At 68.9% G+C, this 16424-nt stretch carries 13 protein-coding genes; 6 read left to right on the plus strand and 7 right to left on the minus strand.

The genetic code is table 11. The features are described from left to right. Nucleotides 1-71 precede the first annotated feature (71 nt). Nucleotides 72-1409: a class I SAM-dependent methyltransferase gene (locus J2850_RS27930; protein WP_246513648.1), complete on the minus strand. Its 1338-nt coding sequence runs from the start codon at nucleotides 1407-1409 to the stop codon at nucleotides 72-74. A gap of 12 nt (nucleotides 1410-1421) precedes the next feature. Beyond that, nucleotides 1422-1997: a class I SAM-dependent methyltransferase gene (locus J2850_RS27935; RefSeq protein ID WP_209989649.1), complete on the minus strand. Its 576-nt coding sequence runs from the start codon at nucleotides 1995-1997 to the stop codon at nucleotides 1422-1424. Between the two features lie 350 nt (nucleotides 1998-2347). Between J2850_RS27935 and J2850_RS27940 the strand changes: the two genes are divergently transcribed. Further along, nucleotides 2348-3169, plus strand: coding sequence for a ParB/RepB/Spo0J family partition protein (locus J2850_RS27940; RefSeq protein WP_209989652.1), 822 nt, complete (start codon nucleotides 2348-2350; stop codon nucleotides 3167-3169). A 19-nt stretch (nucleotides 3170-3188) separates the two neighbouring features. On the opposite strand, the gene J2850_RS27945 is transcribed toward J2850_RS27940, so the two are convergent. After that, nucleotides 3189-3821, minus strand: a complete 633-nt coding sequence (locus J2850_RS27945) for an MBL fold metallo-hydrolase (RefSeq protein ID WP_209989655.1) — start codon at nucleotides 3819-3821, stop codon at nucleotides 3189-3191. 283 nt (nucleotides 3822-4104) lie between these two features. Between J2850_RS27945 and J2850_RS27950 the strand changes: the two genes are divergently transcribed. Next, nucleotides 4105-4557, plus strand: coding sequence for an RrF2 family transcriptional regulator (locus tag J2850_RS27950; protein WP_209989658.1), 453 nt, complete (start codon nucleotides 4105-4107; stop codon nucleotides 4555-4557). 113 nt (nucleotides 4558-4670) lie between these two features. On the opposite strand, the gene J2850_RS27955 is transcribed toward J2850_RS27950, so the two are convergent. The 3 genes from J2850_RS27955 to phoU form a co-directional block, all read right to left on the minus strand. Further along, complete coding sequence (locus J2850_RS27955) at nucleotides 4671-5963, minus strand: adenylosuccinate synthase (protein WP_209989660.1); 1293 nt, start codon at nucleotides 5961-5963, stop codon at nucleotides 4671-4673. A 99-nt stretch (nucleotides 5964-6062) separates the two neighbouring features. After that, on the minus strand, nucleotides 6063-7226 hold the full coding sequence (locus J2850_RS27960; RefSeq protein WP_209989663.1) for an ATP phosphoribosyltransferase regulatory subunit: 1164 nt from the start codon (nucleotides 7224-7226) through the stop codon (nucleotides 6063-6065). Nucleotides 7227-7391: 165 nt separating this feature from the next. Continuing rightward, on the minus strand, nucleotides 7392-8183 hold the full coding sequence (phoU, locus tag J2850_RS27965) for a phosphate signaling complex protein PhoU (protein ID WP_246513650.1): 792 nt from the start codon (nucleotides 8181-8183) through the stop codon (nucleotides 7392-7394). Nucleotides 8184-8498: 315 nt separating this feature from the next. Here phoU and J2850_RS27970 point away from each other — a divergent pair, with 315 nt between their 5' ends. The 3 genes from J2850_RS27970 to J2850_RS27980 are packed head-to-tail and all read left to right on the plus strand — an operon-like array spanning nucleotide 8499 to nucleotide 13137. After that, entirely contained in the window at nucleotides 8499-9245 is a 747-nt protein-coding gene (locus J2850_RS27970; RefSeq protein WP_246513652.1) for a hypothetical protein, read from the plus strand. Between the two features lie 36 nt (nucleotides 9246-9281). After that, entirely contained in the window at nucleotides 9282-11417 is a 2136-nt protein-coding gene (locus J2850_RS27975; RefSeq protein WP_209989666.1) for an adenylate/guanylate cyclase domain-containing protein, read from the plus strand. Between the two features lie 10 nt (nucleotides 11418-11427). Beyond that, the gene (locus J2850_RS27980) at nucleotides 11428-13137 is read left to right on the plus strand and encodes a ShlB/FhaC/HecB family hemolysin secretion/activation protein (protein ID WP_209989669.1); all 1710 of its coding nucleotides are present in this window, start codon (nucleotides 11428-11430) and stop codon (nucleotides 13135-13137) included. A 105-nt stretch (nucleotides 13138-13242) separates the two neighbouring features. On the opposite strand, the gene J2850_RS27985 is transcribed toward J2850_RS27980, so the two are convergent. Continuing rightward, entirely contained in the window at nucleotides 13243-13845 is a 603-nt protein-coding gene (locus tag J2850_RS27985) for a cold-shock protein (RefSeq protein ID WP_246513654.1), read from the minus strand. Between the two features lie 409 nt (nucleotides 13846-14254). On the opposite strand from J2850_RS27985, the gene J2850_RS27990 reads away from it, so the two are divergent. Beyond that, nucleotides 14255-16132, plus strand: a complete 1878-nt coding sequence (locus tag J2850_RS27990; RefSeq protein ID WP_209989671.1) for a right-handed parallel beta-helix repeat-containing protein — start codon at nucleotides 14255-14257, stop codon at nucleotides 16130-16132. Nucleotides 16133-16424: the final 292 nt, after the last annotated feature.

Genomic DNA, 16424 nt, shown 5'->3' on the forward strand with positions numbered 1-16424 from the left:
CGCCGGCCGATCAGCGGTCCGGCGGCGGGCGCGGCCCCCGGTCGCCAGAAGGCGGGTATCCGGTCCCTCACTCAGGACCGGGCGCCCGCCACCTCCAGCACGCGCACGGCCACCTGCTTGGTGTAGGGGCTTGCCGCGAAATACTCGTAGCGCAACCCCGTCTCCGCCGCGAACTCCTGGAACGCGCGGTATTCGTCGTCGCGCCAGCTCCGGTTGCCGATATATTCGTCGAAGACGATGACGCTCCCCGGACGCACCCGGTCCGCAAGCGCGCCGAGGACGGTGCGTGCGGAGGCGTAGATGTCGCTGTCGACGTTGGCAAAGCGCAGCGGCCCTGGCGTGTCGGCGAGGAAGGGCGGCAGGCTGTCCTCGAACCATCCCACATGCAGCCGCGCGTTCCCGCGCACCCTCGGCAGTTGGCGGCCGGTGGTCAGTACGCCGCGCGGGGAGTTGACCCAGCCCTCCGGCAACCCCTCGAAGGAATCGAAGCCGTGGACGTCCTGGCCGGCCGCCTCGGCGATATGGTCGAGCGAGGTGCCGCGGCGCACGCCAAACTCCAGGACGAGGCCGGGCAGCCCGGCGCAGGCCAGGGCATGGCGCAGCAGCCGGGCGCTGTTGCCGAACAGACGGAAATCCGCCGCCAGATGCGGCAGCAGTGCCCTCGCGCCGTCCGGCAAGGGACGGCGCTTGGGATTGTCGCCGATCTCCGCCGCCTCGACGGCATCGGCCTCGCCGTCGCGGCCGAGCAGCCGCAGGGTGGCGGCCAGGTAGCCCCAGTATTTGCCGTTGGCCCCGCCGCAGCGGGTGGCCCGGCGCAGGCGCCGCAAGGCCTCGTCGGGGCCGTGGCGGTGCAGTGCCTGGGCATGGCTGCCGAACCAGGCGGCGGCATGTTCGGGATCGTCTGCCAGCAGCGCATCGAAATGGGCCAGCGCCTCGTCGTCGTCGCCGAGATAGGCGGCCGCCATCGCCGCCTCGTACCGCAGGTCGGCACCGGGCAGGCCGTCCGACAGCGCGGCGCGGGCGAGCATCAGGGCGTCGCGGTACCGCGCGTCGCGACGGTAGGCGCCGGACAGTGCCGCGGCGAGAGCCGTCCCGCCGGGGGTGAGGCAGGCGGCCCGTTCGAACCAGCGGACGGCGGGGAAGGGGGCGTTGTCCGCCTGATGGGCCCTGGCCAGCGCCTCGATCGTGCCGGGATCGTCCGGCTGGTCGGCCAGCACGCGCCGCAGGCAGTCGATGGCCGCCGGGGCGTCGCGATGACCCAGATGGGCCAAGCCCCGTAGCCGCAGCCGCTCCAGCCCGCCCGGTCCGGCACCGCGCAGCAGGCGCAGGGCGGCACGGTAGCGGCGCGCATCGACCAGGGCGCGCGCCTCATTCAGGTCGGGGTCGGCTGGCAGGGTGTCAGCGATCAAGATGGCTCGTCGTCAGGGAAGTCGTCGGAAGGTCCAGACCGACGCCGGCGGCAGGTTACGGGCGATCCAGGCGAAGCGCCGCGGTTTCAGCCGCATCCGCCGGATCAACTCCGGGTTCACCGGGGCGAAGGGACCATAGGTGAATTGCACGAAAAGCCCGTCCGGCGCCAGCATCGAAAAGGCGCTGCGGACGATCCGCGCCTGCACGGACAGGGGCATGGCGATCAGCGGCAGCCCCGAAACCACCGCGTTGCATTCCGGCCAGCCATGGGTTTGCAGGATACGCTGCATCCGCGTCGCGTCGCCGCGCACCACCGTCGCCGTCGGATGCTGGAGCGCCAAATGGTCGGCGAAGGCCGGATCCAGTTCGATCATCAGCAGGTTGTCGGGGCTGACGCCATGGGACAGCAGGGCCGAGGTGACCGGCCCGGTCCCCGGCCCCAGTTCCACCACGCGCCGCGCCGGCCCGGCAAGCGCCGCCTTGGCCATCGCGCGGCAGAGTTCCGGGCCGCTCGGAGTGACCGAGGCGACTTTGAGGGGTGAGCGAATCCAGCGCTCGACAAAGAGCTTGCGTTCAGCAAGTGACATCGTCCGATCTCCCACCAGACGCCGGTTCCAAACTCTCGGCTCTGTTTAAACCATTTCTACTGTGATGCGTTTCGTTGCGCCATAAGAATGGATTTTGAACGATCATTTAACAAAACGGCGACATCGCGATGAGGATTTCCGTTCGACTTGTCGTCCTGTGCTTCTTTGCCTTGCGGCTTACGCCGATCGACGCGGCTGGTCTTGGGCCGGCGGCGGAGATTGGCACCCAGTGGCGAACCGGCGGGACGATGTTCTCCTTTTCTTCCATTGCACCGTTGACAGGACCGTGACGGCCGGGGCACCGTTGCGGCGCCGGAAGAAAAAGGGAACGGAGGAACCTGGAAGACGCCATGCCGACGCTCGCACCCGATCACGCGGACCTGTTCGACGATGCGGGCAAGCCGCCGCGGCTGCTGGAGCTGGAGGTGGCGGCGATCATCCGCCGGCCGAACTCGCCCCGCCGCCACTTCGATGCGGATGAGATGCAGGGGCTGGCCGACTCCATCGCGCATTACGGGATGAAGCAGCCGATCCTGGTGCAGGGAACGGTCGGTGGCTACCGCCTCGTCGCCGGCGAGCGGCGGCTGCGCGCGCACGAGATGCTGGGCCTCGCCACCATCTACGCGCTGGTGACCTCCGGCAACCCGGATGAGCTGGCGCTGGTGGAGAACGTCCAGCGCGTGGACCTCGACGCCCTGGAGCTTGCGGAGGCTCTGGCGCGCCTGATCGAGCGCTACGGCTATACCCAGGAGCAGCTCGGCCGCATCATCGGGAAGAGCCAGAGCAACGTCAGCCACACCCTGCGCCTGAACAGCCTGCCGGAGACGATCAAGCACGAATACGCCGCCGCCCACCATGACGTTTCCCGCTCGACCCTGATCGAGATCGCCTGGATCAAGGACCTGGAGGAGCAGATGGCGCTGTGGGAGCAGGTGAAGGCCGGCGACGGCACCGTCCAGGCCGCGCGCAGCCGCAAGGATGCCGCCAAGGAGCCGGCGCTGCGCACCATGTCGGCGGTCGGCCGCTTCCTCGACGCCCTGCGCCGGGCCACCGCCCGTCTCGGCGACCCGCGGGAGCACCGGGCCTATGTCGACGACATGCAGCGGCAGGAGCTGCTGCGCCTGCGCCGCCGCATCGATCTGCTGCTGGGCGAGGATCCGCTGGTGGACTGAGGACCCGGCAGCCCGCCGCTCAGTCGTTCAGGAAAGGGTTGTAGAGCCGCTCCTCGCCGAAGGTCGACATCGGGCCGTGGCCGGGGATGAAGGCGATCTCGTCGCCATACGGGAACAGCTTGGTGCGGATGGAGGCGATCAGGTCGCCGAAGTTGCCCTTCGGGAAGTCGGTCCGCCCGACCGAGCCCTGGAACAGCACGTCGCCGACGATGGCGAGCTTGCTCGGCCGGTGGACGAACACCACATGGCCGGGCGTGTGGCCGGGGCAATGGCGGACCTCCAGCGTCTGGTTGCCGACGGTGACGGTGTCGCCCTCGTCCAGCCAGCGGCCGGGGGTGAAGGAGCGCACCGGCGGGAAGCCGAACATCTGGCTCTGCATCGGCATGCCGTCGATCCAGAACTGGTCCTCGCGGTGCGGGCCCTCGATCGGCAGCGACAGCTTGTCGGCAAGGTCGGCAACGCCGCCCGCATGGTCGATATGGCCGTGGGTGACCAGGATCTTCTCCAGCGTGACGCCCTTGGCCTCGGCGGCGGCGAGGATGCGGTCGAGATCGCCGCCCGGATCGACAGCGGCTCCCTTCATCGTCTCGGGGCACCAGAGGACCGTGCAGTTCTGCTGGAACGGGGTGACCGGAACGATGGCGTATTGCATGGGCTGTCCTTCGGCGCTGCTGGCGATCGGATGGAAGGGTGGGGGACCTTAGCGCGCCGGCCGAAGCAGGGGCAAGCCGCCCATTGCCGCTCTTTGCCGTCCAGGGCCGATCCGCGGCCTTCGAAGGCTCTCGCAACCGGACCGGCGACCGGCTACTGTCCGCAGGCTCCGGCGTCCTCGGATCGGGACGCCGGGAGCGACCGCACGAAATGTTAACCACCGACGCTTTAGACCGGAGGCTGTCGCACCGACTGCCGCCGCACAGGATACGGATTCCGCCGGAATGTTGTCGCAGAAAGCCAAATACGCGTTGCGTGCCTTGATCATGCTGGCGGAGAAGGACAATGGCGACCTGATACTGATCGCCGACATCGCCGAGCGCGAGAACATCCCGCGCAAGTTCCTGGAAGCCATCCTGGTGGAGCTGCGCAAGGAAGGGCTGTTGTTCGCCAAGCGCGGCAAGAGCGGTGGCTACCGGCTGGCCCGCCCGGCGGCCGAAATCACCTTCGGCGAGATCATCCGCCTGATCGACGGCCATCTGGCGCCGATCCCCTGCGCCAGCAAGGGCTCGTTCAAGCCCTGCGAGGACTGCATCGACACCGAGACCTGCTCGGTCCGCTGGCTGATGGTGCAGGTGCGCGACGCCACCGCCAACGTTCTGGACAACCGCACCCTGGCCGACGCCCTGCGGCACCGCCAGTCCACCGGCGGGCTGCCGATGAACTTCGACATCTGAGCGCCGTCGACGACTGGGGGCGCCGACGAGCGCCAAAGGAAAAAGGGCCGGCGGATGCCGGCCCTTTTCAATTCCGCACTCCGCGCCTTGGCGGGCGGCCTCAGTCGGCGGCCTCAGTCGGCGAAGGGGTCGGTCATCAGGATGGTGTCGTCGCGCTCCGGGCTGGTGGAGAGCAGGGCGACCGGCGCCTGGATCAGCTCCTCGATGTGGCGGACATACTTGACCGCCTGCGCCGGCAGCTCGGCCCAGGACCGGGCGCCGCGGGTGGTGTCCTTCCATCCCTCGAAGGTCTCGTAGATCGGCTCGACGCGCGCCTGGGCGCCGGCGTTCGACGGGTAGTAGTCGAGCTCCTGGCCGTCCAGTCGGTAGCCGACGCAGACCTTGACCTCGTCGAAGCCGTCGAGCACGTCCAGCTTGGTCAGCGCGATGCCGTCGATGCCGCCGGTCTTGATCGCCTGGCGGACCATGACGGCGTCGAACCAGCCGCAACGGCGCTTGCGGCCGGTGACCACGCCGAACTCCTTGCCCTTCTGGCCGATCAGCTCGCCGATCTCGTCCTTCAGCTCGGTCGGGAAGGGACCGGAGCCGACGCGGGTGGTGTAGGCCTTGCAGATGCCCAGCACATAGCCGACGGCGCGCGGCCCCATGCCGCTGCCGGCCGCCGCGTTGCCCGCCACCGTGTTGGAGGAGGTGACGTAGGGATAGGTGCCGTGGTCGATGTCGAGCATCGTGCCCTGGGCGCCTTCGAACAGGATGCGCTTGCCGGCGCGGCGCAGCTCGTCAAGCTGCTTCCAGACGACGGCGGCGAAGGGCAGCACCTGCGGCGCGATCTCGCGCAGGGGATCCAGGATGTCGGCCGGGGTCATCTCCGGCGCGCCGAGCGCGCGGAACAGCGCGTTGTGGTGGGCCAGCAGGGCGTCGACCTTCTCGACCAGCACGGCTTCGTCGGTCAGGTCGCACAGGCGGATGGCGCGGCGCGCCACCTTGTCCTCATAGGCGGGGCCGATGCCGCGGCCGGTGGTGCCGATCTTGCCGGCGCCCTTGGCCTCCTCGCGCGCCTTGTCCAGCGCGCTGTGCACCGGCAGGATCAGCGGAACGTTCTCGGCGACGATCAGGTTCTCCGGCGTGACGGAGACGCCCTTCTCCTTGATCGCGTTGACTTCGCGGATGAAGGCCCACGGGTCGAAGACGACGCCGTTGCCGATGACCGACAGCTTGTTCTGGCGCACCACGCCGGACGGCAGCAGGCTCAGCTTGTACTCGACGCCGTTGATCACCAGCGTGTGGCCGGCGTTGTGACCGCCCTGGAAGCGCACCACCACGTCGGCCCGGCTGGACAGCCAGTCGACGATCTTGCCCTTGCCCTCGTCGCCCCACTGGGCGCCGACCACCGCAACGTTGGCCATCTCTCGTCTCCGCAATACTTCAATAGGAACCGCTCGACCTCCCGATCCGCCGCAGGGAACCGTCCGTGCGGCGTGGGGGGCCAGTCACCCGACCTCGGATCACCCGACCGGCTTGACGTCCCCGCCGGCCGGCCAATCCAGCCAATGGCCGCACTGGAGGCGCCGGGCCTCCGCGGCCGCGTCGGCGACCGGGGCGAGCCCGGCCACCGTCACCCACCCGTCGGCCCGCAGCTTGCGCGCCGACTCCCAACTGGTGCCATGCGGCACATACACGCGCCCGGCCGCCGGGGACGGCGGCACCGCCCGCAGCAGCGTATCCATATAGAGCGTGAAGCCGGTGGCCGGCTCGCCGCGCTCCTCTCCCTGGGCGCCGGCGCGATAGCGCCCGCCCTGGCCAAGTTCCCCGGCCCCGCGCGAGAAGAGGGTGAAGCTGAGGCCGGTCTGGTACTCGAAGCCGCGATGCTCGACCAGGTCGATGGTCACGGTCAGGCCCGGCATCGCCGCGCGCAGCAGGGCCAGCGTGTCGGTCAGCCGGCGGCGATCCTTCTCCGCCCCCTCGGGCAGCGGCAGGGCGGCCAGCGCCTGCATGGCGCGGTCGGCCGGGCCGGAGGCGCTCATCAGCGATTCCAGCAGCGCCGCGGCGGGTCCACCCACCGCGGCGACCGCGGCGGCGTCCTTGCGGTCCAGCGCCGCACGCAGGCGTCGGATGTCGTCCTCGCCCAGCCCGAGCCCGGCGCAGATGCGGGAAACCATGGTGGGCACGCAGAGATCGACCGAGAGATGCGGCACGCCGATCGCGGTCAGCGCCTGGACGGCCAGCAGGACCACCTCGGCGTCGGCCTCGGCCGCCAGGGCGCCGAGCAGCTCGACGCCGACCTGGGTGAACTGGCGCTCGGGGCGCAACTGCGATCCCTTCACCCGCAGCACTTGGCCGGCGTAGCACAGGCGCAGCGGCCGCGCCTCGTTCTTCAGGCGGGTGGTGGCGATGCGGGCGATCTGCGGCGTGATGTCGGCACGCACCGCCATCATCCGCTGCGAGTGCGGATCCATCAGCCGGAAGGTCTGCTTGGACATCGCGGCGCCGGGTCCGGACAGCAGGTTCTCCTCGAACTCGACCAGCGGCGGATCGACCCGGCGGTAACCCTGGGCGGCGAATTCGGCCAGCAGCCGTTCGACGGCGGCCGCCTCATGCGCCGCTTCGGACGGCAGCACGTCGTGCAGTCCGGCGGGGAGCAGGGCGGAACTCAGGGCGTCGGCGGGCATGACCAGCGTCGTCTCTTTGCAGACAGAAGGCGAAAGGGCGGACCTGCGTGCCGCGGCGAACGTCGGACACACGGGGCGGGCTAATACCCGACCCCCGCGCCTCATGCAAACGGAAAAGCCCCGCAAGCCGCCGGTATCTCCTCTGCGCCGCCCGGCGCCCCCCGGTCAGACAGCCCTGCCGGCCGGCCCTCCTTCATCGTTGGGCGGATCGGGATGGAGGAGGCCGGACGAAAGGTCGCGGGCTTCCGCGCCCGGCGAGACCACGGCGAAGCTGGTCGCGTCGCCCTTCGGGCGCAGGACGGTCAATGGCGTGCCGACCACCAGGAAGTGGATGATCTCGGCAATGTTGGTGGCATGATCGCCGATGCGTTCAAGGTTCTTGGCCATGAACAGCAGATGGGTGCAGGGAGTGATGTTGCGCGGATCCTCGATCATGTAGGTCAGGACCTCGCGGAACAGGCTGGTATAGAGGTCGTCCAGTTCCTCGTCGCGCTCCCAGGCGGCGATGGCCTTCTCGACGTCGCGCTCGATATAGGCGTCGAGCACCTCCTTCAGGATGGTCTCGACCAGCCGGCCCATCCGGGGAATGCCGGCCGCCGGGCGGACCACCGGGACCTGCGCCAGGGCCAGCGACCGCTTGGCGATGTTCGCCGCGTAATCGCCGATGCGTTCCAGGTCGGCGGACACCTTCAGCGCCGACACGATCTCGCGCAGATCCTGGGCCATCGGCTGGCGCAGGGCCAGGAGCCTCACCGCCTCGGCATCGATGTCGCGCTCGTAGGCATCGAGCCTCGCGTCGGCCTGCATCACCTGGGAGGCGAGCCCGACGTCACGCCGCGACACCGCCTTGACGGCGGCCTCGACCTGCGCCTCGGCGACGCCGCCCATCTGCGTGACGAGGTTCGCCAGTCTCTGCAGCTCCTGCGCGAAGGAGCGGACGATATGTTCGGTGCCCATGGTCCGTCGCGGCGCTCCACTGATGTCGACGCCCGGAACCACAACCGGAACGGATGCGGGACGCGGGGGAACATACATTATCCGGCTGCCGTGACGGCGGCATGGCGGGAACATTGCGGTTTGATGACAATCCGGCGGCGGTTCGCCCGTTTTCCGCCGGCGGCCGGCGGCCGGCGGTGGCGGCCGTGACGAGTCGTGACAGGCGGTCTATTGGGTTTGAAGTGGCCCGGTAACTTCGCTAAAGGACATTGGAGTCGAATCCTATCCTTTCGCACGGGGTAAAGTCCCCGTCGCCGTGACCGGGAGGCCTGACCGATGCCCGCCGCGCCCATCTTCCTCCTGCCTGCCGCGTCCGGGCTTCGGAGGTCCGCCCGCAACCTCCTTGCCGGCACATGCGCGCTGTTCGCCGTGCCGGCTGCTGCCCTTGCCGCCGATGCGCCGTCGACATCCCCCGGAAGCGGGACTCCGGCGGCGCTGGTGGAGGACGTCTCCGACGGCGTGGACGGCGTTCAGCCGATGGATTACCTGCCGGCCGGCCGCAGCGTGGCGCTGAAGCCGGGACAGACGCTGGCCCTCAGCTACCTCGATTCCTGCGTGAACGAAACCATCACCGGTGGTTCGGTCATCGTTGGAGCCCGCGAGTCGGCGGTGGAGGGCGGCAAGGTCGACCGCCACACCCTTCCCTGCGACGGCGGCAAGCTGCTGCTGGCCACCAACGAGGCCGGCAAGGCCGGGGTGACCGTTTTCCGCAGCGCCCCGATCGCCCTGCCGGGCATGCAGGCACCCCTTCCCAAACCCGACCTGACCCTGTTCAAGACCCATCCGGTGCTGGTGCTGTCCGCTCCGGGTCCCGTTACCATCGAACGGCTCGACGTCCAGGGGACCGAGGTCGCGGTCATCGATGTGCCGGGCACGACGCTGGACACTGCCGGGCGGGAGGCGGTGCTGCAGCCGGGCGGGCTCTACAAGGTCAGCGCCGGCAAGAAGTCCTATGTGGTCAAGGTCGATGCCAAGGCGGCCGGCGACGGCGGTCCGGCGCTCGGCCGGCTGATCCGCTTCTGAGCCGCCGGACATGAATCCGGGCATGAGCCGCCAGACATGAAGCTGCCCCGGCGCGTCCGGCTGGTCCTGCTCGGCGCGGCGGCTCCCGCCGTCGCGGCCCTTGCGGCGTTGGCGATCTCGCCGTCGCTCCAGGGGCCGTCGGTCGATACCCTCTATTGGCTGCGGGAGGCGCTGCACGGGCCGAGGCCGGCGCCTGATCCCTCCCCCGTGGTCGTGGTCGGCATCGACGAGGAAACCTACCGGCGGCCGCCTTTCGCCGGCACGCCGCAGGCGTTGTGGGGGCCGCGGCTGGGCACGGTGCTGGCAGCCATGCTGGATGGCGGTGCAGCGGCGATCGGCCTCGATCTCGTCCATCCGACATCGGTCGAGACCCTGATTCCCGGATTCGAGCGCGACTATCTGCTGACGCTCCGCCGTGGCGGGCGGGACGGGCGGCTGGTGCTTGCCAAGGTGCAGCACCAGAGCGACCCGCTGTTGCCCTTCCGCGGCTACATGATCGCTGCCGGGGTCAACAACGTCCGCTCCGTCAATCTGGTCGAGGATCCGGATGGCGTGCTGCGCCGCATCCCGGTGACGCTGGCGGCTGCCGGCGCCGACGGCACGCTTCAGCGGGAACCCGGCATGGCGGTGGAGGTGGCGTCGCGCGCGCTGAAGGCGCCGCTGGAACTGGGACCCGACGGCTCCGCCAGCCTGGGCGGCTACCGGCTGCCGGGCGGGGGCGCTCCGCTGCTGGTCAACCATGCCACCGCGGCCGGAGCCATCCCGACCTATTCGCTGGCCGATCTCCATGCCTGCGCCGAAGCGGGCAAGAGCGACTATTTCGCCGAGCATTTCAAGGGCAGGGCGGTGATGGTCGGGACGGTCCTGGACGTGGAGGACCGCAAGCTCTCCTCCAACCGCTGGGTGACCAAGCCGGAAGGGCGGAACCTGCCCGAGCGGTGCGCCCTGCCGGTGATGGGCGAACTGTATGTCGCCGGCCGCACGCGCGACAGCGTGCCGGGTGTGTATATCCACGCCGCGGCCATCTCCAACCTGATGAGTCACGACGCGCTGGCCGAGACGGGGAAGGCGGCCGCGGCGGCGCTGGTGGTGGTGCTCGCCTGTCTGGGTGCCCTGGTGACACTGGCCGCCCGCCCGCCGGTGGCCGCCGCCGGGCTTCTTCTGCTGCTGGCGGCCTGGAGCGGCGTTGCGGCCGAGGTCTTCCAGGGCGGTCTGGTGCTGCCCTACCTGCAGGCGGCGCTGGCGACGGTGCTGGTCTTTCCGCTGGCGCTCGGCCTTCGCTTCGTCGTGCTCGACCGTGACCAGCGGCGCATCCGCAATGCCTTCAAGCTCTATCTGCCGGGGTCGCTGATCGACGACATGATCGCGTCGGGGCAGTCGCCCAGCCTGGGTGGGGAGGAGCGCGACCTGTCGATCCTGTTCTGCGACATCGCCGGCTACACCAGGATGTCGGAGGGGATGGAGCCGGAGGCGTTGGTCGCCGTGCTGAACCACTACTTCACCCGGATGACCGACATCATCGAGGCCCATGGCGGGTTCGTCGACAAATACATCGGCGACGCCGTGCTGGCGGTGTTCGGCGCGCCCTATGCCATCGACAACCATGCCCGTGCCGCGGTTTCGGCCGCCCTGGCGATGCGCCGGGCGATGGAGGAGGATTCCACCCTGCTGGCCTCGCCAAGCGGCCGCGGCTCCAGCCGCATCGGCATCGCCACCGGGCCGGCGCTGATCGGGAACATCGGTTCCCCCCGCCGCTTCAACTATACGGTGATGGGCGATACGGTGAACCTGGCCTCCCGGTTGGAAGGGGCTAACAAATATTACGGCACCGCGGTCATGGTCAGCGGTGAGACGATGCTCCACCATGGCGATCCGGCCGCCTTCCGGGCACTCGACACCGTGCAGGTGGTCGGGCGCGGCGAGCCGGTGGCGGTGTTCGAGCCATTGTCCGACGCCCGCCGCGCGGATCCCGGGGAGCGGGCCAGGCTGGCGGCCTATGCCGCAGCACTCGGCCACTGGCGTGCCGGCCGCTTCGCCGAGGCGGCGGACGCCTTCGGCAAGCTGGCCGCCGGCGATGGGGCGGCACTCGCCATGCAGCGCAAGGCGGGAAAGCGTGCCGGCACCATCGCCGAGCCGGATTGGACCGGCGTCACCGCCCTCACCGACAAGTAGCCGCGCCGCCATGATCCGCTCGATACCGCCCGTCCGCGGCCTGTCCGCCGTTCTCGTCCTGGCCGCTGCCCTGCCGGCCGGTGCCCTCGCGCAGGCGGGGCCGCCGGCCGTTCCGCTGCTGCCGCCGTCGCTGGACCCCAGCCGCGTCGAGCAGCGCTTCGAGCGTCCCGCCGTGCCGCAGTCGGTGCCGGAGATCGAGATGCCGGAGCCGGAGAAGGCTCCGCCGCCCAAGGACGCGGAGCGCATCACGCTCACGCTGTCGGCGATCCGCATCGACGGCAACAGCGTCTATGACAGCGACAGCCTGGCCGAGCTGTGGCGCGACCGGCTGGGCAAGGCGGTCACCCTGGCCGACCTCTATGCCATCCGCGACGCCGTCACCGCCCGCTACCGCAACGACGGCTATGTGCTGTCCCAGGCGGTGGTGCCGGCGCAACGCATCCGCGACGGCGTGGTCCGGCTGCAGGTGGTGGAAGGCTATGTCAGCGAGGTGCTGATCCAGGGGGAGGCGAAGGACCGGCTTGGCCTGCTGCCGCGCATGGCCGAGAAGATCAAGGCGTCCCGCCCGCTGCGAATGGCGGACATGGAGCGTTACGTCCTGCTCGCCGACGATTTGCCCGGCGTGACCGTGAAGACGGTGCTGGAGGCATCGCCCGACACGCCCGGCGCCTCGCGGCTGACGCTGACGCTGGAGCGCACGCCGGTCGAGGGTTTCGTCTCGCTCGACAACCGTGGGACGCGCTCTGTCGGGCCGATGCAGCTCACGGGAGCCGTCAACGTCGAGGACCAGCTTGGGCTGTTCGAACGGACCGCCGCGCAGGGCATCGTCACGCAGCAGGTGCGTGAGCTGCGCTTCTTCGATGTCGGCCAGTTGGTGCCGGTGGACGCCGAGGGCACGACGGTGGAGTACGGCGTCCGCCGGTCCTGGTCGAAGCCGGGCGACAGCGTGCGCCCGCTGGAACTGGACGGACTGACCACCTCTGCCCGCATCGGCTTGTCGCACCCCTTTATTCGCAGCCGCGCGCAGACCCTGCGCGCGGGGCTGAGCTTTACCCTCCGCGACACCCGGACCGACGCGCTGGGCGACCGGCTGTCCGAAGACCGGCTGCGCATCCTCTCGGCGACCGTTTCCTACGATTTCGCCGACGGCTGGGGTGGCGCGAACCTGCTGACCGCCGAACTCTCCAAGGGGCTCGACATCCTCGGCGCCACCCGGTCGGGCAGCGCCGGGTTGACCCGCAGCGGCGGGCGCAGCGATTTCCGCAAGCTGAACGTCGTGGCGCAACGCAATCAGCCCCTCAGCGGCTCGACCACCCTCGTGCTGTCCGGCGAGGCGCAATACAGCCCGGACCAGCTTCTGTCGTCGGAGGAATACGGCATCGGCGGCAAGCTGTACGGCCGCGCTTTCGATCCCTCGGAACTCACCGGGGACAGCGGCATCGCCGGGCGGGCGGAGTTTCAGTACATGGTGCCGGTTGGCGGCGACGGGCTGGATTACGCCATGGCCTACGGCTTCGGCGACTATGGCGCCGTCTGGAACCATGAGGCCGGGACCCGCCACGGCCGCCGCTCCCTGGCGTCGGCCGGCATCGGCCTGCGCATCGGCCTGTTCGGTCGGGTCGACGCCGGCGTTGAGCTGGCCAAGCCCTTCCTTGCCACCCCGATCAGCACGCTGGACCGCGACCCGAGGGTGTTCTTCACCCTGTCGTCGCGCTTCTGAGGCAAGGCAATGCCGGAACAGATTGCGACCCGATCGGGAGCCGCCGCGCCGGTTGCCGGCGCGGCGGCCTTTCCGGAAAGAAGAGCCTGATGCCTTGCCCGGGCGTCAGATCAGTTCGACCCGCTGGGCAACCGGGGCGTCCTCGGACCCGACGGCGACATAGCGGACGTCCTCGCCGTCGGCCACGATGTCCAGTCCCGACTGCCGCAGGGTGGCGCGGTCGAAATAAACCGTCGCGCCATCTTCCCAGGGCTCGATCAGGCCGGACTGGCTGTCGAGATTGTACCAGCGCACCGTACCGTAGGCCATCACCGCCGGGCCGGCCGGCTCCGCGGTGCGCTCGCGCCGTTCGCGTTGCGGCTTCGGCATGCGGGCAACGGTGTCGCCACCATCTTCCGGCATGCTGGCCGTGGCGGTGGGCCGCGGCGGGCGTTGATTGCGGGCGCGGGGCGGCGGCGGGGTTTCCGGGGGAGTGGCGGAGTGAATGGCGACCACCTGGGGACCCTTGGCGCCCTGGGCAAGGTCGCAGACGACCGTCGTTCCCTCCACCGGGTTGGGCAGGGAGGCGGCGGCCAGGACGGAGGCGTGCAGGAAGGCCTCGCCGGAACCATCGGCAAGCCGGACGAATCCAAATCCCTTTTCCGGCTTGAACCACTTCACCGTCGCGGTGACGTTCGTCGCGGTGACGTTCTTCAACTCTTCGCTCAAGACAGGTCCCTTTCACGTCCTGTAGGCCGGGGGCGGTGTCCCTTGTCCTAACCTGGGCGTGGACCCGCTGTTTGACCATGAAAAAGACCCCGGCGGGCTCAATCGTATCATGGAAACCGGGAAAATGACCAGGGTGGTCTGGTCTCGCAATTGCTTTGACGTGGACGAAAACGCGCCCGCGGTTTGTGGCCGGGACAGGTGTTGAGCCAGGTTTGCAACCCCTGTTGCACAAACCGCCCTGAATATTCCAGGAGGGAAGAGTCATGGCGTCTCCAAATTCGGGTGCGGTAACAGAGTACAAGAAGCCTTTCTTGCGGTCTTGACCTGTCCATCGGAGGTACCCTGGAGAGAAATAATTTATTAACCTAAAAATTTGACTCATCCCTCCGCCAATACGGAGGATTGACTTATGACGACCACCGACCAGACCGCCTTTTACGTGTCCACCCAGGGCAAGGATAGCTGGTCCGGGCGGCTCGCCGCTCCCAACGCCGCCGGCACCGACGGTCCCTTCGCGAGCCTCGAGAAGGCCCGGGACGCGATGCGGGCGGGCGATACCGACACCACTTACGTCCGCGGCGGCACCTACCGCCTGGACCAGACCCTGACCCTCGACGCCCGGGACGACGGCCACAGCTTCCTCGCCTACAAGGGCGAGGCGCCGGTCCTGAGCGGTGGCGAGCGCGTGCAGGGTTTCACCAGCGAGGGCAACGGCCTCTATTCGGCCAAGCTGTCGGACGCCAACGGTCTGGACGTCACCATCGGCGGCATCCGGCAGCATGCGGCACAGACCGGAGACTTCGATCCGGCGAACCCGGCGACGAGCGGCTGGCACGTGACGAAGGCCGGTTCCGATGGCGCCAGCAAGACCAGCTTCAACTTCAAGGCCGGCGACATTCCGTCGACCCTGAAGCCGCATGACGGACTGGTCGTTCAGACCTTCGACACCGAGCGGCTGACCGACAACATCTCGTCGGTAAAGGAGGTCGACGCGTACCATCACACCGTGACGCTGGACTCCCCCGCTTCCTACGCATTGCGTTCCGGTGGCACCTATCGCGTGATGAACGATGCCTCGTTGATCCGGGATGCCGGCGAATTCGGATGGCGCGCCTCGGATGGCAAGCTGGTGGTGAAGCCGGAGCATCCGGGCAGCTTCCAGGCCGACGGTGTCGTCGTCGCCCGATTGGGAACGCTGATCAGCACCAGCAAGGCCAGCAACCTGACCATCGAAGGGTTGACCTTCACCGACGCCCGGTATGACGGCGCGGCCCTGTCGATGAAGGGCGGGCACGGAAATTCCGTCGGCGGCAACCACTTCGTCAATGTCGGGACGGCGGTCGCGCTCGACGGCACCGACAACAGCCGCGTTGCCGGCAACCATATGGAGCATCTGGGGGGCAACGGCGTCTCGATGATCCATGCCGCCGACGGCAACCGCATCTATGCCAACACCATCGAGCATATCGGCGAGATCATCAAGGGCGGTGCCGGCATCGGTGGCGTCGGCAGCAGCAACGCGCTGATCAGCCACAACGACATCAGCGACGCACCGCGCTACGGCGTTTCGCTGAAGGAGTGGGACGACGGCCAGCTCAACCGCAACAACACCGTCCAGTTCAACCGCATCCATCATGTCGGCCAGGAAACCGCCGACGGCGGCGGGATCGAGATGCTCGGACGGTCGGGAGCCGCCACCGGCTCGGTGATCCGCGGCAACGAGGTCATCGATACCGGCGGACTGGCCACCGACGCCAACGGCTCCTGGCTGACCGATCACAAGGGCTGGGGCATCTCGCTCGATGACCTGACCAGCGGCGTCACGGTGCGCGACAATCTGGTGAAGGGATTCTCCTGGGGCGGCATCTATGTCCATGGCGGCGATGGCAACCTGCTGGAAAACAACTTCGGCGTCGCCAGCCGCGCCGAGGATGCCTTCATCCGTGTCGAGTGGGTGCCCAAGGCAGGGGCCGAGGCCCGGGCGCAGGACACCACGGTGATCCATAACCTTGCAGCCGGAGAGGTGCCGATCGATCGCTACTGGAAGCTGCTGAGCCCCGGCACCCTGACGATGGACGGCAACCTCGCGGCAAACGGGCATGGCTACGGGGCCAATGATGCCGTCTTCAATCCTGGCTTCACCGATTCCGCTCGCGCCGACTATTCGCTGAAGGAGGACGCCGCGGCCCTGTCCTTCGGCATCCATGACCTCAGTTGGTCATCGATGGGCGTGGACGGTTATCATGCCGGCGGTGACCTGCCGCAGTTCTGGGATCAGGCTGCCTGATCATCGGCATGGCATGATCCTGTCCACCTGTGAGAGGCGGCGGTTCACGCAACCGCCGCCTCTCATGGTCCGCGTGCGACCCCCGCCGCGGAGAAATGCGATGTGGGTGAAAAAAGTGCTTGCGCGGTCCGGGGGGTGCCGCATATAAAGCGCCTCCCGACGCGAACGACGCCGGCGCCGCCGAAACGGCAGCGACAGGTACGCGAAACGGGAAGCCCGACAAACCGGCGCTCAGCACCCGAACCCCAGATGGTTCGGGCCGACAGCCGGTTCCGCGTCGGGCGGGTTCTTT

The sequence above is a fragment of the Azospirillum picis genome (assembly GCF_017876115.1).
GTDB lineage: Bacteria > Pseudomonadota > Alphaproteobacteria > Azospirillales > Azospirillaceae > Azospirillum > Azospirillum picis.

Coding starts and splice junctions, on each gene's coding strand:
- J2850_RS27935 (WP_209989649.1), bottom strand. CDS start 1,997: ATGTCACTTGCTGAACGCAAGCTCTTTGTCGAGCGCTGGATTCGCTCA.
- J2850_RS27940 (WP_209989652.1), top strand. CDS start 2,348: ATGCCGACGCTCGCACCCGATCACGCGGACCTGTTCGACGATGCGGGC.
- J2850_RS27945 (WP_209989655.1), bottom strand. CDS start 3,821: ATGCAATACGCCATCGTTCCGGTCACCCCGTTCCAGCAGAACTGCACG.
- J2850_RS27950 (WP_209989658.1), top strand. CDS start 4,105: ATGTTGTCGCAGAAAGCCAAATACGCGTTGCGTGCCTTGATCATGCTG.
- J2850_RS27955 (WP_209989660.1), bottom strand. CDS start 5,963: ATGGCCAACGTTGCGGTGGTCGGCGCCCAGTGGGGCGACGAGGGCAAG.
- J2850_RS27960 (WP_209989663.1), bottom strand. CDS start 7,226: ATGCCCGCCGACGCCCTGAGTTCCGCCCTGCTCCCCGCCGGACTGCAC.
- phoU (WP_246513650.1), bottom strand. CDS start 8,183: ATGGGCACCGAACATATCGTCCGCTCCTTCGCGCAGGAGCTGCAGAGA.
- J2850_RS27970 (WP_246513652.1), top strand. CDS start 8,499: ATGCCCGCCGCGCCCATCTTCCTCCTGCCTGCCGCGTCCGGGCTTCGG.
- J2850_RS27975 (WP_209989666.1), top strand. CDS start 9,282: ATGAAGCTGCCCCGGCGCGTCCGGCTGGTCCTGCTCGGCGCGGCGGCT.
- J2850_RS27980 (WP_209989669.1), top strand. CDS start 11,428: ATGATCCGCTCGATACCGCCCGTCCGCGGCCTGTCCGCCGTTCTCGTC.
- J2850_RS27990 (WP_209989671.1), top strand. CDS start 14,255: ATGACGACCACCGACCAGACCGCCTTTTACGTGTCCACCCAGGGCAAG.